The organism is Granulicella sibirica (assembly GCF_004115155.1).
Lineage (GTDB): Bacteria > Acidobacteriota > Terriglobia > Terriglobales > Acidobacteriaceae > Edaphobacter > Edaphobacter sibiricus.
Genome location: NZ_RDSM01000003.1, coordinates 212,848 through 233,394, shown reverse-complemented (window position 1 = coordinate 233,394; position 20,547 = coordinate 212,848). Strand labels below are relative to the sequence as shown.

Sequence of the window (20,547 nt, the reverse complement as noted above, 5' to 3'; positions counted from 1 at the left end):
CCCGAAAAGGGGCTGACACATTTATGGCATTCCAGGCGAACACCAAGACAAAGCGGGCGATCCAGGGCATCCTGATGGCGGCAACCATGATGGCGCTCGAAGTCTCCATCGCACCGCGTCTCCTCGATCTCACCCACGTCCACGCGCAAGCCGCCGCGGACGATCTTCCCGAAGCACCTAACAAGGCACTCGTCGTGAAGAAGTGCACCCAGTGCCACAGCGTCGCCGTATGGGCTTCGCAGCGCCGCACACAAAAGTCGTGGGACGAGACCATCGCCAAGATGCAGGACAAGGGTCTCGTCGTCACGGATGACGAATACGACAAGATCCTCACCTACCTCTCCACCAACCTGGCTCCTCCACCAACACCCAGTGCCCCGCCCGCAGCCGCAAGCGTGAAAACGAACGCGGTAGGCGGTGAATAACCCTTCTTGCTCAGAGGCCGGCTCTAGCGGTGCCTCTGAAACGGATCAAAGGAACACTATGACGTCCCCGTGGTTGCGGTCTCTCTCTCTCGCTGTCGGCACGATGCTCTGCATGTCCGTCTTATCAGCCCAGGGACAGACCTCACCACCGGGGGCGCCACGTGCTCCCGGACAGAACCCCGACGGCATGCACATCTACATCCGCGCCGGGCTCAAGTCCCATCTCGCCGGCCAGCATGACTACCCGCAGTTCCTCGCCGACTGGAGCAAGGTCCTCACCGCTCACGGCGCGGTCGTCGACGGCTCTCTGCATGCACCCACAGCCGCTGAGCTCGAACACACCGACGTCATCGTCATGTACAAGGGCGACGCCGGCTACATGACCGACACCGAGAAGGCCGCGCTCGAAGCCTTCGTCAAACGCGGCGGTGGCATCGTCAGCCTTCACGATGTTCTCTGCGGCCCCGACCCAGCCTACTTCGCCACCCTCGTCGGCGGCGCGAAGAAGCACGGCGAAGTCAACTACACCCTTGACGCCGACATCCCCTACACCATCGTCGATAAGTCGAACCCCATCATGCAGGGCATGACCGACCTCACCATTAAGGACGAGGCCTTCTACAACATGACCTGGGCCAGGGATCCCGCACCCCATATCCTCGCGACCGCGATCATCCCAGGAACGCCAAGTGCAGGCGCGCATAAGGGCGAGGTCGCCCCGCAGATCTGGACCTACGAACACACGCTTCCCGGCGGTGAACCCGCACGAGCCTTCGTCTGGATGCAGGGCCACATTTACGCCAACTTTGCCAACCCGCAGCTACAGGACATGCTCCTACGCGGCATCGCATGGGCAGGAAAGAAACCAATCAACGAGCTCGTCGACTACAAGGCTCCGCCGCCACCCGCGCGCAAACCACAGTAGTCGCGATGTTCCCATCAGCTCGAAATCCAAACAAGCATCATAGCCAGTGACATCTCATCCTGAAGAGGATGCGCCAAAGGCATACCGAATGCAGGCAAGTCGAGCCCGATACAACGTCGTCGCCCTCGCCATCGGTCTGGCCGTCCTCTCTTACATTCAACGAGTCGCCATCTCCCAGGCCGCCGGTCCCATCTCTCGCGACCTGCACCTCAACAAGGCGCAGATGGGCCTCGTCTTCGGCGCCTTCGCCCTCTCGTACGCGCTCTTCGAATTACCCGCGGGCATCCTCGGCGACCGCCTCGGTGTGCGCCGCGTCCTGTTACGGATCGTCATGGCGTGGTCCATCTTCACAGCCCTCACCGGCGCGGCCTGGAACATCGTCTCCCTCTGCGTCATCCGTTTCGCCTTCGGCGCAGGCGAAGCAGGCTGCTTCCCCAACCTCACCCGCATGCTCAGCGCCTGGCTTCCGAAGCGCGAACGCGTCACCGCCCAATCGCTCATGTGGGCCTGCACCCGGTGGGGCGGAGCGGCAACTCCACCGCTCGTCCTCGCCGCTATATCCCTCTGCGGATGGCGTTGGGCCTTCGTCGCCTTCGCCGCACTCGGCCTCGTCTGGTGCGCGATCTTCATGTTCTGGTTCAAGGATGACCCAGCCCAGCACCCATCCGTCAACGCAGCCGAACTCGAGTTACTCGAATCCTCACGCGTACTCACCCGGCATCAGGAAGCAGCCCCCGGCTGGCCGTCTCTCCTCCTCACACCGCAAGTCCTGATCCTCGTCACGCAGTACTTCTGCTTCTCCTTCGTCTGGTACTTCTACATCACCTGGCTTCCAACCTATCTGCGCGAAGCGCGCGGCCAGTCCCCGTCCCGCGCCGCCGCGCTGTCCGTCCTGCCTCTTCTCTTCGGAGGCTTCGGCTCCCTCATCTCGGGCCTCATGCCGCTGCGAATACCGCGCCGTGCCGTGGCCTTCTTCGGTTTCCTCGGAACCGCCATCCTGCTCTTCGTCTTCACGCGCATTCAGGCCGTCGTTCCGGCCATGATCTGCATGGCCTTCGCCAGCTTCTGCAGCGACCTCACCATGCCCATCTCATGGAACGCCTGCGTCGAGATCGGCGGCGCTTACACGGCCACCGTAGCCGCCGCCATGAACATGCTCGGCAACCTCGCCGGTTTCATCGCACCGGTCATCGGCGGCCTCATCCTCCAGCGAACCGCCGGCAACTGGAACCCGCTCATCTACCTCATGATTGGCGCAGCCACCATCTCCGCCCTGTGCTGGCTCTACCTCAATCCCGAGCGCACCATCCCGAAGATCGCAGTCGACGCAGCCATCTAGGAAGCTTCAGCGCTACTTAGCCGTCCACCCACCATCAATCAAGATATCCGTGCCCGTAATAAACCCCGCATAGTCCGAGCATAGGTAGCAAGCCAACGCCCCGATCTCTTCGACCTTGCCCCAACGCCCCACCGGCAAACTCGCCAGGAACTGCGCATTCACCTCAGGGTTATTCATCACCGCAGCATTCATCTCCGTCCCAAAAGGTCCCGGACTGATGCCGTTGACGGTAATTCCCTCACCCGCCAGCTCCAGCGCCAGCGACCGTGTAAACCCAAGCAGCGAAGCCTTCGCCGACGAGTAAGCCGTCCTTCCCGGAAGCGAGATATGCGCCATGATCGAAGTCATATTGATCACTCGCCCATAGCCCGTACCCTTCATCCCCGGCACAAACGCACGGCTCACCAGGAACGTCGAGATCAGGCTCGAGTCCATCACGCTCTTGAACTCCTCGAGCGTAAACTCCACCAGCGACTTACGAATATTCGACCCCGCATTATTCACCACGATCTGCGGCGCACCGAACTTCTTCGTCACAGCCTCGGCGATCGCCGCCACATCGCTCTCCGACGTCACATCGCCCGCAAACAATTCGGCCACGCCGCCCGCTGCAACGATCGCATCCCGCACGCCTTCCAGCTTCGCCACATTCCGCGCCACAAGCGCCACCTGCGCTCCAGCCTCGGCGAAAGACTTCGACATCGCTTCACCAAGCCCGCGGCTCGCGCCCGTCACCACAGCCGTCTTACCCGTCAGATCAATCTTCATAGTTGAACCCACCGATATCGGTATCTCGAAGTGCCTCTACGTTTATAAGCCACAAACGTGATATGCACTCAAACCTGTTGCAAAATCCCGCAAATGCAAGCCACGCCTCTTTGACACTGCATTTTTACAGGTGATATACAGATCCCTCTCCTGAATATGCTGACAGGCGAGCTGGGGATAAAACCACGTGATCCGCAATCCACGACTCGCGCAACTCGCTAAGCAGGTAAATCAAACGGAACAAAGACCCCCACTCAGCAGGGGATGGTCAGCCACCCTCATCAGCTCTCTCTTCCTCATGCCCCTGTTAGCCATCGGCAAAGGAGCCCAGACCCAGCCCGCCACCGCACCTGGCGACTGGCCCATGGTCGGCCGCGACCTCGGCCAGCAGCGCTACTCCCCGCTCACCCAGATCACCCCCGCCAACGTCGCCAGCCTCAAGGTCGCCTGGACCTATCACATGAAGCCCGCCAACGTCAGCGCGCTTCACCAGTCGGAGACCCAGCCCCTCGTCATTGGTACGACCATGTACGTGGTCACCCCATACAGCCGAGTCGTCGCGCTAGACTCCGCCACCGGCCAGGAGAAGTGGGCCTTCAACATTCCCGACGGCGATAACGCATCCCTGCGTGGAGCCTCCTACTGGGCCGGCGAAGGCGCCGCCCCCGCCATCATCTTCGGAACCCGTCGCGGCCGCATGTACTCCATCAGCGCCGCCACCGGCCAGCTCAACCCCGGCTTCGGCGTCAACGGTATGGTTGACCTCAAGACCCCCGAGGTCATGACCACCGGCATGGACAAGAGCTACATCCTCCCGTCGCCTCCCGTCATCTACAAGGACCTCGTCATCACCGGCTCCGGCCCCGGCGAAGGTCCCGGAGGCAAAGACGGCGGCCTTGGCCCCGCCGGCGACACCCGCGCCTGGGATGCCAAGACCGGCAAGCTCGTCTGGACCTTCCACTCCGTCCCCCGCCCCGGCGAAACCGGTCATGACACCTGGTCCGGCGATAGCTGGAAGGATCGCTCGGGCGTCAACGTCTGGGGCTACATGACCGTCGACATGGCCCGCGGCATCCTGTACATGCCCTTCGGCGCGCCTAACAACGACCGCGTCGGCGTCGACCGCCCCGGCAACAACCTCTTCGGATCCACCCTCGTCGCCGTCAGCGCCGACACCGGCAAGCTCCTCTGGTACTTCCAGGTTGTCCACCACGACATCTGGGACATGGACACCCAGTCTCCACCCACCCTCTTCGACGTCCAGCACGATGGCAAGACCATCCCCGCCGTCGCCACCGTCAACAAGAACGGCCTGATGTTCATCCTCGACCGCGTCACCGGCAAGCCCATCTACGGCGTCGAGGAGCGCCCCGTCCCCAAGAGCAACGTCCCCGGCGAAGAGACTTCGCCCACCCAACCCTTCCCCGTCCTGCCCGAGCCCCTCTCGCAGACCACCATCTCCCGCGCCACCCTCTACAACGACACGCCCGACCACGCAGCCTGGTGCAAGAAGTACGTCGACGACAACAACATGCTCCTCGGCGAAGTCGAGTTCACCCCGCCCCAGCTCGACCGCTACACCGTCACCATGCCCGGCACCCAGGGCGGCGTCAACTTCTACGGCGGAGCCTTCGACCCTAAACTTGGCCTCTTCATCGCCAACGTCAACAACCTCTCCCAGCCCATGCGGATCGTCAGGAACCCCGACGGCAGCTACAACAACTCCGGCCCGCTCGCCGGTCTCACCCGGTTCTGGAACCCTGACACGCATCTCCCCTGCACCCCCACGCCCTGGGGCCAGTTGGTCGCCGTCAACGTCAACACCGGCAAGATCGCCTGGCGCTCCACCCTCGGCGTCACCGACAGCTTCCCCGAAGGTAAGCAGAAGACCGGACGCCCCGGCCTCGGCGGAGCCATCCTCACCGCCTCCGGCCTCACCTTCGTTGGAGCCACCGACGACGCCCGCTTCCGCGCCTTCGAAACCGCCACCGGCAAGGAGATCTGGACAGCCAAACTCCCAGCCTCTGCCGAGTCCACCCCCATCACCTACGCCGATTCAACTGGCAGGCAATACATCGCAATCGTCGCCACCGGCGGCGGCCTCATCGGAGCCAAGCTCGAGAGCGACGCGCTCGTCGTCTATTCGCTCGAGGGTCCCACCGCCGCCTCGTCCACCCCGTCCAAGGTCGCTCCGCCCACCCAGGCAGCCCAGACCGCAGCCTCAGCTCCAGCCACATCAGCCTTACCCAAGGGGATGCCCGCCGCCGACGCCGCTCTCTTCCCCCCCGGCCCTGGCCGCGAACTCATGCTCCGTACCTGCTCCGGTTGCCACGCTGCAAAGGTATCGGCAAACAAGCGCATGGACCCCAAGGAGTGGAACGACCTCGTCCAGGTCATGGCTGGCCGTGGAGCAGTAGCCACGGACGAGGAGTTCGACGCGGTCGCCGCCTACCTCGCGCACGCCTTCCCCAGGACGGCGCCTCCGCCGGATCCCGCGGCGCACTAGAGGGTCAAGTCTAGGCAGCCCGGCGCGGGGCACGCGAAATCTCAACCCCAAGAACCGCCCTCACGGTATCCGATCGGTGCGAGACCGGAAGACGCAGTGCGCCTTCGGCCATCTCGATTCCGTCGAACTCCCCGCGCTTTACCTCTATCCCATTCTGATAGCTCTCGCTCGTTGCATAGCTTGTCATGCTCATGACGTCAGTCCCTCTGAACCAGAATCCTAAGACTCCCGTCGTCTTCTGAACATGCCTCTTCCGCATCGCGCTTCATGCCCCGAAGAGCCCATGCAGCGAAAGAGAAATAGAGGCGAGAGGCCGCAAGACAAGGCCGGAGCCCACTTCCGCCAGAAAATTTCCTGCCGTCATTGAAAAAAACGAAGACCTCTGCCGATAGGGTGCAGCGTCTCTCGTAGTTCGCAGTCCACCCCGTATCGAAGACCTGAAGTTCTGAACCGTCGCACCCAATTTTCGGAAATGCATATTCCACATAGGAGCACTAAAAAGATGCGCATCCAGAAGACGTCGCCCTTCGCCCGCTTCGCCCCCGCCCTCGTTCTCGCCTTCGGCATTCTCACCCCCGCCGCTCTCCACGCGGATGACCGCGCTGTCGTCCACAAGATCGCGCCCGTCTATCCCGAGATGGCAAAGCGCATGCACATCACCGGCAGCGTCCGTGTTCTCACCACCGTCGATGCAACCGGAGCCGTCACCAAAGTCGAGGGTCAGGGCACCAACAAGATTCTCTCCGCCGCCGCCGAAGACGCTGTCAAGCGCTGGAAGTTCGCTCCCGGCGATGGCGTCGCAACCGTCACCATCCAGATCAACTTCGACAACGCCGAATAAGGCCCGATCTCTTCCCAACTAGCGCACAGACTGAGGCATTTCATCATGAGTATTCGAGGCAAGCTGCTGCTCAGCATCGGTGTGCTGGCGGTCGGTTACATCCTGTTCCTGGGCATGGTGGAGGTCACCACCTCCGCCACCCAGAAACACATCAACATCGCGTCGGAGTCGCTCTTTCCCGCGGCTTCCAACATCCAGATCGCCGAAGCCAGCTTCCAGAAGCTGACCAAGGGCTACAAAGACGCCGTCATGCAGCAGGACTCCTCCGTCCTGAACGCGTCCGACGCCGACGCCCGTGCCGGTGCCACAGCCCTCCAGAACGCTCGCGAGAAGCTCGCCTACAACCCTGCCCTGCAGCAGGAGGCCGCCACCGCACTCGACTCCTTCAATGACCTTCATAGCCGCGCCAAATCCACCTACGCCAAGATGATCGGGTCCACGAATCTCTCGTCGCAGGATCAGGCCGCCCTCACAGGCATCGAGCAGGAGACGGTGAAGCTGCAGCACTCTCTCAGCGAGCTGCACGAAACCATCGGCACCCGCGACTTCCAGGCTGAACTCGACGCCATCACTACCTCGAACAGCCATCAGAGTTTCCTTGGTCTCGTTCTCTTCCTTCTTGCCGCCGCCTTCGCCGCCGCCTCCGTCTTCGTACTCGAGAAGCAGGTCTCGCACCCGCTCCGCGAACTCGTGGACCGGCTCTCCGACGGAGCCGTCCGCATCGGCACCTCGGCCACCCAGATCGCCTCCTCAAGCAGCTCCCTCTCCCGCGACTCCTCCAACCAGGCCGCCTCTCTTGAAGAGACCTCCGCCTCGTCCGAAGAGATCAATTCCATGGCTCAGCGCAACTCCGACAACTGCCGCAGCGCTGCCGACCTGATGTCCATGTCGCAGGATAAGTTCACCGTCACCAACCGCTCCCTTGCCGAGCTCGTCCTCGCCATGGACGAAATCAACACCTCCAGCGGCAAGATCTCGCGCATCATCAAGGTCATCGACGAGATCGCCTTCCAGACCAACATCCTCGCCCTCAACGCAGCCGTCGAAGCCGCCCGCGCCGGGGAAGCCGGAAGCGGATTCGCCGTCGTCGCTGATGAGGTCCGCAGCCTCGCCCAGCGCTCCGCCCAGGCCGCTCGAGACACTGCAACACTCATCGAGGAATCCATCAACAAGTCCAACAGCGGCAAGGACAAAGTCGACGAGGTCACCATCGCCATCAAGGCAGTCACCGAAGAGTCCGGCAAGGTCAAGCTCCTCGTGGACCAGATCAACCTCGGCAGCACCGAACAGACCCACGGCATCGGCAACATTACCCAGGCCATCTCCCAGATGGAGCAACTCACCCAGACCTCCGCGGCCAGCGCTCAGCAAAGCGCCGAAGCCGCCGGAGAACTCACCCACCAGTCCGAGGCTCTCGAAGACATCGTCCGCATCCTCAGCTCGGTCGTCAACGGCGACACCACCGGACAGTTCACCCCCACGCACAGCAGCCGAAGGAGCCCCCTTCAGCGGCCAAGCTTCGCAGCCTAAATCTTCTCCTCCATCAACTCCGCGGCAAAGGTCTTTGGGCCTTTGCCGCGGACGCGCTTAACGCACCGACCGTCCTCTCCTGTCCCAAAACGGCGCGCTACAGGCATGGCGTCTGCTCGACCAACACGCAAATAGGCGTAGACTACCCGTAGGCCATGATTCGATCCACAAGAACAGACCGGGTGCCCTCCACAGGAATGTCATGGGCATGGATGACCGGAAGCCGGGTCATCCTCATGCTCACTGCGGTGCTGGTTGTTCTTACCCCCTGGAGCGAGGCATTCTGCCACTTCGATCGCTTCCTCTACGGCGGTCAGGATGTTGAGCTCGGGCTCGTCGCTCTCGCGACCTTCCTCTGCCTTGTTCTCTTGCTGGCGCGCCATGGCAACAGCGTCGTAGCCCTGTCTCTCAAGGTTCTCCGCTCGCTCGCCTTCGTCCTTCGACCAGCCGGCCCATCGACTCCCGGAAGCTTCAGCGGCCTCATCGCTGCGGTTCACGCCTCGCCCCTGCCAAGTCCGGCACTCGGCATGTACACCCTCCCCATCCAGGTCTGATCCGCTCTCCGCGAAAGTGACGGTCCCGCAAGGGCGAACGGCACCCTTTCGATAACGAAACACTGGAATTCCCTCCAGCCTGTTTCCGGAGACGCAATGCAGACATCCGAAGTCCTTCAAGCCTGGGCCACCATCCTCTCTGGCCGCGCCCCCTCGCTGTCCATCGAAATCACCAAGGAGTGCCCGCTCCGCTGCCCCGGCTGCTACGCCTTCGACGCCGCCCACCTCGGCAGCGACACCCTCCTCCGCCAGCTCTCCGACTTCAAAGGCGACGAGCTCGTCACCCGCATCCTCGCCATCCTCGACGATCGCAAGCCCCTCCACCTCTCTCTCGTCGGCGGCGACCCCTTCGTCCGCTACCGCGAGCTCGAGCAGCTCATCCCCCAGATCGAAGCCCGCGGCATCCACACCCAGATCGTTACCAGCGCCTTCCGCGTCGTCCCCGCCGAGTGGCGCAAGTACAAGAAGCTCAATGTCGTCGTCTCCATCGACGGCCTCCAGCCCGAGCACGACGAGCGCCGCAAGCCCGCCACCTACGAGCGCATCCTCAAGAACATCCTCGGCGCCCAGGTCACCATCCACTCCACCATCACCTCCCAGATCGCCTCCCGCCCTGGCTACCTCGAGGAGTTCCTCACCTTCTGGAGCGCCAACCCCGCCATCCGGAAGATCTGGTTCAGCCTCTTCACCCCGCAGCGTGGAGCCACCGACCCCGAGATCCTCTCGCCCGCCCAGCGCGTCCTCGTGATGAACGAGCTGCGTCGCCTCCGCCCCCTCTTCCCCAAACTCGACATGCACGACCTCGTCATCGACGAGATCGCCACCCCGCCCACGAGTCCTGAAGCCTGCATCTTCGCCCGTACAACCGAAACCATCTCCGCCGACCTCAAAACAAAGATCACCCCATGCCAGTTTGGAGGGGATCCGGACTGCTCCCAATGCGGCTGTATCGCCTCGATGGGCCTGGCCGCCGTGGGCCATCACAAGGTCGTCGGTGGCCTCACCGCCGGCCATCTTTTTCTCGCGTCCGACCGGCTTGGCAAAGGTTGGCGTAAGCTGCAAGAATCGCTTGCCTCGAAGCCGGAGACTCCGGCCGCCCCGGCATCGTTCAACATTCTGCAAAGCTAGCTCCCAGAAGCTTGGGACGAACGAGGAGCATCCCCTTGAACGAAAGCGCGTGTAGGGCAGAAGAAGGTTTGCGGCGGGATCTGGTCCGGTTCAGCAAGTGGCTCTCGCGTCTCGGGTTCACCCCCGGGACGTCGGGAAACCTCTCCGCGCGACTGGACGCCCATCGTCTCCTCGTCACCCCCACCGGGGTCAGCAAAGGCCTTGTCAAAGCAACTGACATGGTGATCGTCGACCTCCAGGGACGCCTTCTCGCCGGAACCCGTAACGTCACCAGCGAGATCTCCATGCATCTCGCCGTCTACAAGCACCGCCCCGACGTTCAGGCAGTCATTCACTCTCATCCCCCCATCGCCACCGCCTTCGCCTGCTCCGGCCGCGCCCTCGACGAGGTGCTCTGCCAGGAAGCCGTCATGACCGTAGGCCCCGTGCCCCTCGCCCGCTACGCGACTACCGGCACAAGCGAAGTTGCCGAGAGCCTTCGCCCGTACCTGCCCGGCCACGAGTCCATCCTCCTTGAAAACCACGGGGCCGTCAGCTACGGCAAGAACCTCCTCGAAGCCTTCATGAAGATGGAGACCGTCGAGCATCTCGCCCACGTCGCCCTCATCGCCCACCAGCTCGGCACCGCCCGCCCCCTGCAGCCAGAGCAGGTCCAGCAGCTCCATCACGCCAAGGCGAAGTACCTCCAGAACGTCTCTGCCGAAGCCGCGAAGGCGCCCGCGAAACCCGCCCGCTCCCCCTACGAGATCGATGGCGGCCAGCCCGCGCAGGCCACCGCCTGACCGCCGCGCCGGTGTATCCTCACAGTGCATCGTTACAATGAAGTGAAGAGACATATCGAGGCACCAAACGCAGCACCAGGGGGAAATTGATGTCCGAAAGTGTTCAGGAACGCGTAGTCCGGGTAGTGGCAACCGCACGTCAGATCTCGCCGGAGACGCTGCACCCCGAGACCACCTTCGAGCAGCTCGGCATCGATTCACTCGACCGCCTCAACCTCCTCTTCGACCTCGAGGGTGAGTTCGACATTCACATCGACGACGAGCAGGCCAAGTCGGTCAGCAATATCGGCCAGATGGTCGACGGCATCAACCTCCTGTTAGCCGAGAAAGAAGCCAAGGCCGCGAATCCCGCGAAGTCCGAGCCTTCGCCCGCCGTCTAAATGCATCGTGTCGTCATCACCGGCATGGGCGTCATCAGCGCCCTCGGCAACAATCAGGAAGCCTTCTGGAGCAGCCTCGCCAGCGGCACTCCCGCAATCTCCGAAATCACCTCCATCGACGTCAGCGACCTCCGCTTCAAGAACGCCGCCGAGGTCAAAGGCTACGTCCCCGAGCAGCACTTCCCCGCCAAAGACCTCGCCTTCCTCGACCGCTTCGCCCAGTTCGCCCTCATCGCCGCCGAGGAGGCCGTCAAGCAATCCGGCATCGAGTGGACCGAAGCCCTCCGCGAAGACGCCGCCGTCATCACCGGCTCCTCGCTCGGCGGCCGCGCAGCCGAGGAAGCCGGCTACTGGGAACTCTTCCACCACAACCGAACCCGCGTCCACCCGCTCACCATCCCCCTCAGCATGAGCAACGCCGGCGCCAGCCACATCTCCATCCGCTACGGCCTCCAGGGACCCGCCTACACCATCTCCACCGCCTGCTCCTCCTCCGCCCACGCCATCGGACAGGCTTTCCACCTCGTCCGCTCCGGCATCGCCCCTGCGGCCATCACAGGAGGCAGCGAAGCCACCGTATTCATCGGCAATCTCAAGGCCTGGGAGGCCATGCGCGTCATCAGCAAGGACACCTGCCGCCCCTTCTCCGCCGACCGCTCCGGCCTCATCCTCGGCGAAGGCGGAGCCATGCTCGTCCTCGAGCCCTTGGAAGCAGCCCTGGCCCGCGGCGCAACCCCGTTAGCCGAGATCGTAGGCTTCGGCATGACCTCCGACGCCAGCCACCTCACCCAGCCCTCCCACATCGGAGCTGCCCGCGCCATGAGCAAAGCCATCCGCGACTCTGGCCTGGCCCCCGAGCAGTTCGGCTACATCAACGCCCACGGCACTGCCACCGTCGCCAACGACCGCACCGAAACCGCCGCCATCCGCGAGGTCTTCGGCCCCCACGCCAACCACCTCGCCATCAGCTCGACCAAGTCCATGCACGGCCACACCTTGGGTGCCGCCGGAGCCCTCGAAGCCGTAGCCTCCATCCTCACCCTCCGCAACGGAATCCTCCCCCCCACCGCCAACTACACCACGCAAGACCCCGAGTGCGATCTCGACGTCATCCCCAACGAGCCGCGTCCCAAACAAGTAGAAGCCTGCCTCTCGAACTCTTTCGCCTTCGGAGGCCTTAATGCCGTCCTCGCCTTCCGCGCCTATTCCTGGCCTGGCGGCGAGTCGCTGACGCCGAATATCTCAGCTTGAAATTCGATTCAGGCGATAATGGTGGACGCAAAGAGCGCGGAGGCGTCCCATGGCTCAGTCTTCTGATCTCCGGTTAGCGAGAATTCCACTCGGCCACGGGACCGGCCAGATACCTGTGCTCGGGTTTGGCACACTGATTCCAGATGCAGCCGTAACCATAAGCGCCACCCGCGATGCGCTCGAAGCCGGATTTCGCCACTTCGATTGCGCGGAGCGGTACCGCAACGAGCGCGAGGTGGGCGAAGCCCTCCAGGCAGGACTTGCCTCTGGACGAATCGCCCGGGAAGACCTCTTTATCACCACAAAACTGTGGAACTCCAACCATCGGCCTGAGCGTGTCGCACCCGCCTTTGAAACGAGTCTCGAAAGGCTTCGCCTCAAGTATCTGGATCTCTATCTCATCCACACTCCGTTTGCGTTTCAACCCGGAGAGGAGCAGGATCCGCGGGATCAGAATGGCAATGTCCTCTACGACAAGGGCGTAACTCTGCTCGATACCTGGAGAGCGATGGAAGCTCTCCAGGATCAAGGCAAGTGCCGCGCCATAGGGCTGTCTGACATCACGTTGAACGGCCTCATGGCCCTCTACGAATCAGCTCGAATCAAGCCGGCCGTCGTCCAGGTCGAATCCCATCCCTATCTGCCGGAAACGGATCTTCTCGAATTCTGTAAGGAGAAGGGCATTGTGTTCCTGGCCTTCGCGCCCTTAGGCCATGGAATGAGGCCAGGACCTCTCGAAGATCCGGTCGTTCTGGCAATCGCGGCGCGCGTTGGAAAGACTCCGGCGCAGGTACTCTTAGCCTGGGCGGCGCAGCGTGGCACAGCGTTGCTGACCACGCCAAGGACGGCGGAGCGCGCAAAAGAGAACTTCAACGTCTCCGCCCTTCCGGAAGAGGATCTCGAACTGATCAATCGCATACAGACCAGGCAGAGACTCAACGACGTCGTGAATACCGGCAGCCCCGGATTCATTCCGCGAGTGAGATCCTGAAGAACAGCCGTCTTGGAGCAGTCCATGCAGGAAGAAGAAATACGGAAAGCCCTCGACGCGCACTGGCACGCGTCGGCAGTCGGCGATGCAAACGCCGAACATGATATCTACGATAACGACGCCATCTGCGACTATCCCCAGTCAGGCGAGCGAATCCTCGGGCGACGAAATTTGCAGGCTTTGCGGAGCCATCATCCAGGCAAGCCGTCAGGCTTCAGCGTTAGGCGAATCATCGGAAGCGGTAATCTCTGGACCACGGAATACACCATCGTCTACAAGGGACTGCCCGTGTACACCGTGAGCATGATGGAGTTCCGCAACGGTAAGGTCGTCCATGAAACGCAGTATTTTGCCGATCCCTTCGACGCTCCTGCCTGGCGAAGCCAATGGGTGCAGCGCATCCCGTGACGCTACCGCGATCGACTCCGCAGCCACCCCGCCGATCGCTCGATCCCCTCCTCAAGCGAAACAAGCGGTCTGAACCCAAACTCCCGCACAGCCTTGGCAATCGGAAACTCCTGATCCCGCCCCAGCAGAATCACCGCATGCCGCGTCAGCAGAGGCCGCCCCCCCAGCCTTAGCAGCCGATGCGGAATTTGAAGCACCCCTGCCAGCGAATCAGCCGCCCGAAACGACAGGTTGATCCAGGGCATAGGCGTCTTAAGCCGAGCCGCAAATAGTCTCAGATACTCAAGCCACGTCGCCCCCGTACCGTCGCATAGGTTATAAGCCTCCCCCACCGCCGATCCGGACGCAGCAGCCGCAAGCATCCCATCCACCACATTATCGACATAAGCGAAACCACCCGGTGCTCGCCCACCATCGATCGTAGCCATCAACCGCAGCCTCAGCATCTCCCCGATCTCGACCGTAAAGTCCTTCCCCCGGGGGCCATAGATCGTAGCCGGCCGCACCACCGTCACCGGCAGCCCATCCTCGCGAAAAGCCTTCCAGACCAACGCTTCCCCCTGCCCTTTGGTCTGGTTATAAGGCAACCCGGCATCGACAATCGGATGCTCCTCCCCACAAGGAACCACCGGATACCCGTACACATCCGTCGTACTCACATGGACAAACCGCTCCAGCTTCGCAGCCCCACGCGCCGCCGCAAGCAGATTCTTGGTCCCCACCACATTCGCATCGAAGTAAGTCTTCCACGAAGCCCAGTCCGTCGAACACGCCGCGCAATGAAAGATCTGCGTCGCATCCCGAACCGCCTCCCCAAGCGCGGCGGCGTCCGAGAGATCCCCCCGCACCACCCGAACCTTGGTTCCCGCAAGGTGCTTCAGATCCGACTTAGCCCGCGCAAGGATCACCACATCCTCGCCCCGTGCCGCAAGGACCTCCGCGAGCCGGCCTCCGAGGAAGCCGCTCGCGCCCGTCACCAGTACCGCCACCGCTAGTTCGAAGCCATCTGGCGAAACACGTCCAGCACGAAGTCCAGGTGCTCCTTCGTATGCGCCGCCGTTACGCACAGCCGAAGCCGCGCCAGGCCCTGCGACACCGCCGGAAACATCACCGGGGCCGCAATAATCCCGAAGTCACGCAGCTTCCGCGCAAACAGCGCCGTCCGAGCCTCGTCCTTCAGAATCACCGGGATCACCGCCGTCTCCGAAAGACCCGTATCGTACCCAAGCTCCTGCAGCCCGGCGCGCAGAAAGTCGCCATTCCACTTCAGCCGGGCCACGCGATCCGGCTCTTCCTTCAGGATCGACAGCCCCATCGAAATCGCCGCAACCGAGGAAGCTGTCATGGCAGCCGAAAAAATGTACGGAGACGAAGCATGTTGCAGGTAGATCGCAACCTCCTGCGACACGGCGACAAAACCACCGTTCGAAGGAATCGACTTTGCCAGCGAGCCCGTCCAGATGTCGACCTCGTCCGTCGCAATCCCGAAGTGTTCGTCTGTTCCCCGCCCCGTCGCGCCGAGCACGCCCGAAGCATGCGCCTCGTCGATCAGAAGGAAGCAGCCAAACTCCTTCTTGAGCGCAACAAGCTCCGGCAGGCAGCAGATGTCGCCGTCCATCGAAAAAACGCCGTCCGAGATGATCAGCGTGCGGTTCGCCGTATTCTCCCGCTGCAACTCTTCCCGGACCGAGTTCGGATCGTTGTGCCGGAACCTCTGAACCTTGACCCCCGACATACGACAGGCATCATGCAGGCTGCGATGACAGAGTTCGTCGATGATGACGCGATCCGCAGGCCCGAAGAGCCCGTAGATCACGCCAAGGTTCGCCATGTATCCCGAGCTGAAGGTGAGCGCGTCCTCGGTGCCTTTAAACGCTGCTAGATCGGCTTCCATGGTCCGATGGATGTCGAGCGTTCCCGTCAGCAGGCGCGCGCCGCTCGTGCTCGTGCCGTAGCGTAGTACCGCTTGGATCGCAGCCTCGTCAATCCTCGGATCACCGATCAAGCCCAGGTAATCGTAGGACGACATCATCAGCATCTGGTGGCCGTCCGCCGTCACGCACGGACCCGCCTTTGCCTGCAAAGGCATGTGAAAGGGATAAGCATCCACCGAACAGGCAAGCGCCGTATTCTCAAAGATGCGGCGTGCACGCGCATCCAGAAGTTCCGTCTTCTTGAAGTCCCAGGAGCGTGCAGGGGTGAAGTAATCTCCAAACATCCTGCCAGAGGAAGAAGGAAAGGTTCGTTCGGTCGCGAGATTGGTTTCTTTCATGGAGTGGATCGGCTCATTATGACATCTGATGCCAGATATCCGCTATACAACCTTCGTGGAGTGAGGCAGAGTATCGCGCTAATCATGCAGGGAACCCGGCGCGACAACTGCCGGAACCGCCCTCGTTGTCGCCTGCCCAAGCGTGAGCGCGTTGATGTGCGTGGCGATCCCCATCTTGCCCAACAGCCAGATTCCATAGTAGTTAGGGTCGAACTCGTACCACGCCATGCCATGCCGCGCCGAAACCGGGTGCGCGTGATGGTTGTTGTGCCATCCCTCGCCGCCCGTCAGCAGGGCCACCCACCAGTTGTTTCTCGATTCGTCCCGCGTGTCGAACCGCCGCGAGCCCCACATGTGCGTCGCCGAGTTCACCAGCCACGTCGCATGCAGCCCAAACGTCACCCGGAAAAAGATTCCCCACAGCACCCAGGACCAGCCGCCCACCGCCAGCAGCACAAGTGCAACCACCGTCAGCGGAACCCAATGGAAACGCGTCAGCCACGGATAAAACGGATCCCGCTGCAGGTCCGGCGCATACTTCGAGATCAGTTGCGGCTCTCCGCTCGCCCCTGTCCCGTAGATCACCCAACCCGCATGCGACCACCACGCGCCCTCGTACGGCGAGTGCGGATCACCCGGCTTGTCCGTGTGTTGGTGATGCATCCGGTGCGTCGCCACCCACACCAGCGGGCCGCCTTCAAGACTCAACGTCGCGCAAACCGCAAGCACATGCTCCACCCAGCGCGGAACCTTGTACCCGCGATGCGTCAGCAGCCTGTGGTATCCCATCCCGATCCCGACGTTGATCGCCACGAAGTGGAGCGCGACCGCAACCGCCAGTGCCGACCAGCTAAAGAAGAAGAACGCCGCCACGGCAGCGACATGGAACAGGATCATGAAGCCAAGCACAAGCCAGTTCAGCGCCAGCTTCTGCCCGCCACGCGTCAGCGAAAGCTCGGCCGGGACTTCGTTACCCGCGAGGACGGCAGCCTGAAAGCCGCCCCGGTCGTTACGTTTTGGGGAAGAAGTCATACCCCATTCTCAGGTGCGCGCGTTCATGCCCCGGTAACAGTTTTGTAATGTCGTTTCGCGAACTCCCATCACGGCAAAAGCAGCCGCTACTTGACAGACTCTGCCCGCGAAGACCCCGTCCTTCATCAGCACTTCGGAAAAACATGCTGCGAAAACGCATCCGCCCAAGAAAGACGCACCCCTCACCACGTTTTCTACCGGCCCGCTAACCACGTTTACCGTACATTGGACCGCATCCTGCACCACAAAACGCGCCAGCCGCGCACCCCGCCTGTTACTGTACTCGGATCAACAACATAAGGCCCCGATCCGCATGAAGCTCTGCCTCCCCATCGCCGCGCTCGTCCTCCTCGTCCCGTCGGCTTACTCCCAAACCCCCACCGACTCCGCGCAGGAAGCCCCCAAGCCCCCGGCCGAATCCCTCGCCAGCTCCGCCGCCAGCGAAATTCCCCTGAATAAACGCGATTTCAGCGCCCTTCTCCTGCTCTCCGTCGGCACAAGCACCGACTCCAACGGAACCAATTACACCCCCCAGTTCGCCATCAACGGCCAGCGCGGCGTCGAGGCCACCTTCGCCATGGACGGAGCCGAAACCAGCGACCCCGAAATGGGCGGCTCCACCTTCTCCAACTTCAACGTGGACGCCATCCAGGCCATCGATTCCACCTCCGGCTGGATGCCCGCCGAGATCGGCCACGGCTCCTCCGGCTTCACCAACATCTCCACGCGCTCCGGAAATGCCCGTATTCACGGCTCTTTCTTCGAATTCATCCGCAACTCCTCACTCGACGCCCGCAACTACTTCGACCACTCCTCCCCCGCAAATCCCGGTCGAATCCCACCCTTCCGCCGCAACGAGTTCGGCCTCACCAACGGCGGACCCGTCATCCTCCCGCACATCTACGACGGTGAGGGCAAAACCTTCTACTTTGTTGAACTTCAAGCCCTCCGCCAGGTCCTTGGAACCACCCAGGTATTCCCCGTCCCCACCGCCCAGGAGCGCTCAGGCATTGATTCCACAGCCTTTCCCGGCGATCCCCTCACCGTCCGCATCGATCCCGGCATAGCCAAAATTCTCGCCCGCTACCCCCTCCCCAACTACCCCCAGGGAGCCTTCGGCGTCCACACCTACGCCACCTCCGCCAAGATCCTCACCACCTCCGACCAGTTCTCCGTCCGCCTCGACCATCAGGCCGGCCCGAAAAACCACTTCTTCGGCCGCGTCTCCTTCGACAACCTGATCGGCCCCACCACAAACCCCGACCAAACCGCCCTCGACCCCTCCTTCGGCGTCCAGTACCGCGATCACCAGCGCAACGTCACCTTCGACTACGCCCGCACCGCCTCCCCCCGCCTCATCCTCGAAACCCAGTTCGACATCACCCGCACCACCCCCGCCTTCATCACCAACAACCACACCGACCCTGCCATCAAGTTCAACGACGGCCTCTACGAATCCTTCAATTCCACCGCCGGAAGTGTGATCGCGGCCTTCAATAACCTGTTTTCCCTCCGCCAATCCGCCAGTTTCACCACCAAACGCCATAACGTCAAGGCAGGTGCCGAGGTTCGCCTCAACCGCGACACAAGCTACTTCGGCCAGAGCCTCAACGGCGAATTCGACTTCGGTGGCGGCGCCGCCTACTCCCCCGTCGAGATCCGCTCGCAGTCCGGCGCCCACGTCATTCACGCCGGCGACCCGCTTCCCGACACGCTCTCCAGCTTTCTCGTCGGCAGCGCCTTCAACTACAACGTAGCCGTCGCCTCCCCCTTCACCTCCGGCGGAGAGCACATCGGACCCGCCGCCACCAGCCGCAGCGCCTGGGGAGCCTGGATTCAGGACACCTGGAAGATCAACGACCGCTTCACCCTCAACTACGGCCTCCGCTACGAGCACTACACCCCCATCGAAGAGCGCGCTCACCGCACCTCCAGCCTCCGCGACGCCAACAACGCCCTCGGCCAGATCTTCGTCGTCAACCCGCAACCGGCATACGACAACAGCCGCTTCAACTGGTCCCCCCGCGTCCAGCTCGACACCCAACTCCCCCAGCACCTCATCCTCCACGCCGGCGGAGCCCTCACCACCGTCCCGCCCAACATCTGGCAGGACAACCTCCTCACCGGCGGCTCCCCCTTCGCCATCTATCCGCGCCTCACCTCCTCCAGCGCGAACCCCATTCCCTACGGCTACCAGATCGACGCCTCCAAACTCCCCCGCGCCTACACCCCGGACGGCGCCGACATCTTCCCCAACAACAACACCAAGGCCGTCGCCCCCAACACCCTGTTCGACGTCGACCGCTACGAGCGCGACCTCGCCGCCATCTCTCCCGGAGACCAGATCAATCCCATCAGCGTCAGCGGCGTCGACCCCAAGTTCGGCAACGCCTACCTCGGAACCTGGACCGCCGGCCTCGAGCGTTCCTTCGGCAGCCTCAACGCCTCCGCCACCTACATCGGAACCGCAGCCATGCGTCTGCCGCGCATCAGCTTCCCCAACGCCTACCCCGGCGCGACCCCGGCCTTCGCCCGCCACACCGAGTTCGACGCGCAGGGAAACGTCACCGGCGGCTTCGGCACCGAGCAACTCATCCGAGCCACCTCGCACTCCAGCTACCACGCCCTCCAGGCCTCGCTCCAGGGGACAACCGGCCATGGCGGCCCGGGTCTCCAGGCAAGCTACACCTGGTCGAAGTCGCTCGACGATACAAGCACCGTCTCAGGCGGTCTCAACGCCGGAGCCTCCGGAGCGGTCACCCTCACCTCCCCGCAAGACCCCTTCGACACCCACCCCGAAAAAGGCCCATCCTCGTTCGACACAACCCACGTCTTCTCCCTCAGCGCCGCCCAGGACCTTCACCTCGAGAGCATCCAGACTCTCGAACAGCTCCCCATGAAACTCCGTTCCGGATGGGAGGTCATCAGCATCTCGACCATCACCAGCGGCTCTCCCTTCACCGTCTACTCCGGCGTTCAGCAGACGGGAGCCGGAGCAGGCTCCGCCGACCGCCCCGACCTCATCACAACTCCCGCGCTCTCCACCGCCCGAACCAAGCGCGAGGACTACTTCGGCCTCGGCGACGGCAACGCATCCTTCTTCAGCATTCCCATCGGGATCCCCGGCGGGACCGGCCCCAACTCCGGCCGCTTCGGAACCCTCGGCCGCAACACCTTCCGAGGCCCCGCCTTCTACGACTTCGACGTCTCCCTCATCAAGGACACGCCCGTAGGCCACCGAGGCAAGGGCGAACTCGCCGTCATCCAGTTCCGTTCGGAGTTCTTCAACGTCTTCAACATCGCTAACCTCGGCCTGCCCGCGAACATCCTCACCGGCTCCGGCTTCGGCGTCATCAGCAAGACCGCCGGAACTTCCCGCCAGGTGCAGTTTTCCCTCAAAATCCTCTACTAAGCA

General features: G+C 62.7%; 18 protein-coding genes and 1 pseudogene. 14 read left to right on the top strand and 5 right to left on the bottom strand.

The features are described from left to right. Positions 1–23 precede the first annotated feature (23 nt). From GRAN_RS17800 to GRAN_RS17790, 3 genes are all read left to right on the top strand, one after another. Positions 24–425 (top strand): hypothetical protein, encoded by a 402-nt coding sequence (locus tag GRAN_RS17800; RefSeq protein WP_128914402.1) that lies wholly within the window; start codon positions 24–26, stop codon positions 423–425. Between the two features lie 112 nt (positions 426–537). Next, on the top strand, positions 538–1,350 hold the full coding sequence (locus tag GRAN_RS17795; RefSeq protein WP_206662802.1) for a ThuA domain-containing protein: 813 nt from the start codon (positions 538–540) through the stop codon (positions 1,348–1,350). Between the two features lie 88 nt (positions 1,351–1,438). Beyond that, positions 1,439–2,689 (top strand): MFS transporter, encoded by a 1,251-nt coding sequence (locus GRAN_RS17790; RefSeq protein WP_128914401.1) that lies wholly within the window; start codon positions 1,439–1,441, stop codon positions 2,687–2,689. A gap of 12 nt (positions 2,690–2,701) precedes the next feature. Here GRAN_RS17790 and GRAN_RS17785 read toward each other — a convergent pair whose 3' ends face one another. Next, positions 2,702–3,457 (bottom strand): SDR family NAD(P)-dependent oxidoreductase, encoded by a 756-nt coding sequence (locus GRAN_RS17785; protein ID WP_128914400.1) that lies wholly within the window; start codon positions 3,455–3,457, stop codon positions 2,702–2,704. A 187-nt stretch (positions 3,458–3,644) separates the two neighbouring features. Between GRAN_RS17785 and GRAN_RS26755 the strand changes: the two genes are divergently transcribed. After that, on the top strand, positions 3,645–5,963 hold the full coding sequence (locus tag GRAN_RS26755; RefSeq protein ID WP_128914399.1) for an outer membrane protein assembly factor BamB family protein: 2,319 nt from the start codon (positions 3,645–3,647) through the stop codon (positions 5,961–5,963). A gap of 10 nt (positions 5,964–5,973) precedes the next feature. Here GRAN_RS26755 and GRAN_RS17775 read toward each other — a convergent pair whose 3' ends face one another. Then, positions 5,974–6,156 carry a hypothetical protein gene (locus GRAN_RS17775; RefSeq protein WP_128914398.1) on the bottom strand — a complete coding sequence of 61 codons (183 nt, stop codon included), beginning with the start codon at positions 6,154–6,156 and terminating at the stop codon, positions 5,974–5,976. 309 nt (positions 6,157–6,465) lie between these two features. Between GRAN_RS17775 and GRAN_RS17770 the strand changes: the two genes are divergently transcribed. The 9 genes and pseudogenes from GRAN_RS17770 (at position 6,466) to GRAN_RS17730 (ending at position 13,828) form a co-directional block, all read left to right on the top strand. Beyond that, positions 6,466–6,804, top strand: a complete 339-nt coding sequence (locus tag GRAN_RS17770; protein WP_161571025.1) for an energy transducer TonB — start codon at positions 6,466–6,468, stop codon at positions 6,802–6,804. A 933-nt stretch (positions 6,805–7,737) separates the two neighbouring features. Further along, positions 7,738–8,334 (top strand): annotated as a pseudogene (locus GRAN_RS27300) (methyl-accepting chemotaxis protein); the annotation flags it as partial. Positions 8,335–8,546: 212 nt separating this feature from the next. Beyond that, entirely contained in the window at positions 8,547–8,888 is a 342-nt protein-coding gene (locus tag GRAN_RS17760; RefSeq protein ID WP_128914395.1) for a hypothetical protein, read from the top strand. 96 nt (positions 8,889–8,984) lie between these two features. Then, positions 8,985–10,016 (top strand): radical SAM protein, encoded by a 1,032-nt coding sequence (locus GRAN_RS17755; RefSeq protein WP_128914394.1) that lies wholly within the window; start codon positions 8,985–8,987, stop codon positions 10,014–10,016. A 35-nt stretch (positions 10,017–10,051) separates the two neighbouring features. Beyond that, a complete protein-coding gene (locus GRAN_RS17750) occupies positions 10,052–10,798 on the top strand; it encodes a class II aldolase/adducin family protein (protein ID WP_241654916.1) in 747 nt (248 codons plus the stop codon). Positions 10,799–10,887: 89 nt separating this feature from the next. Beyond that, the gene (locus GRAN_RS17745) at positions 10,888–11,178 is read left to right on the top strand and encodes an acyl carrier protein (protein WP_128914393.1); all 291 of its coding nucleotides are present in this window, start codon (positions 10,888–10,890) and stop codon (positions 11,176–11,178) included. Continuing rightward, the gene (locus tag GRAN_RS17740) at positions 11,179–12,429 is read left to right on the top strand and encodes a beta-ketoacyl-[acyl-carrier-protein] synthase family protein (RefSeq protein ID WP_128914392.1); all 1,251 of its coding nucleotides are present in this window, start codon (positions 11,179–11,181) and stop codon (positions 12,427–12,429) included. 49 nt (positions 12,430–12,478) lie between these two features. After that, positions 12,479–13,420, top strand: a complete 942-nt coding sequence (locus GRAN_RS17735; RefSeq protein ID WP_128914391.1) for an aldo/keto reductase — start codon at positions 12,479–12,481, stop codon at positions 13,418–13,420. Positions 13,421–13,444: 24 nt separating this feature from the next. Further along, a complete protein-coding gene (locus GRAN_RS17730; protein WP_128914390.1) occupies positions 13,445–13,828 on the top strand; it encodes a nuclear transport factor 2-like protein in 384 nt (127 codons plus the stop codon). 2 nt (positions 13,829–13,830) lie between these two features. On the opposite strand, the gene GRAN_RS17725 is transcribed toward GRAN_RS17730, so the two are convergent. The 3 genes from GRAN_RS17725 to GRAN_RS17715 all read right to left on the bottom strand — a co-directional run bounded on the left by GRAN_RS17725 (position 13,831) and on the right by GRAN_RS17715 (position 17,132). Continuing rightward, positions 13,831–14,817, bottom strand: coding sequence for an NAD-dependent epimerase/dehydratase family protein (locus GRAN_RS17725; RefSeq protein ID WP_128914389.1), 987 nt, complete (start codon positions 14,815–14,817; stop codon positions 13,831–13,833). A gap of 2 nt (positions 14,818–14,819) precedes the next feature. Next, positions 14,820–16,100: an aminotransferase class I/II-fold pyridoxal phosphate-dependent enzyme gene (locus GRAN_RS17720; protein WP_128914388.1), complete on the bottom strand. Its 1,281-nt coding sequence runs from the start codon at positions 16,098–16,100 to the stop codon at positions 14,820–14,822. Between the two features lie 78 nt (positions 16,101–16,178). Next, positions 16,179–17,132 carry an acyl-CoA desaturase gene (locus GRAN_RS17715; protein WP_128914387.1) on the bottom strand — a complete coding sequence of 318 codons (954 nt, stop codon included), beginning with the start codon at positions 17,130–17,132 and terminating at the stop codon, positions 16,179–16,181. A 313-nt stretch (positions 17,133–17,445) separates the two neighbouring features. Here GRAN_RS17715 and GRAN_RS17710 point away from each other — a divergent pair, with 313 nt between their 5' ends. After that, entirely contained in the window at positions 17,446–20,544 is a 3,099-nt protein-coding gene (locus GRAN_RS17710) for a TonB-dependent receptor domain-containing protein (RefSeq protein ID WP_128914386.1), read from the top strand. The last annotated feature ends 3 nt before the right edge of the window (positions 20,545–20,547 follow it).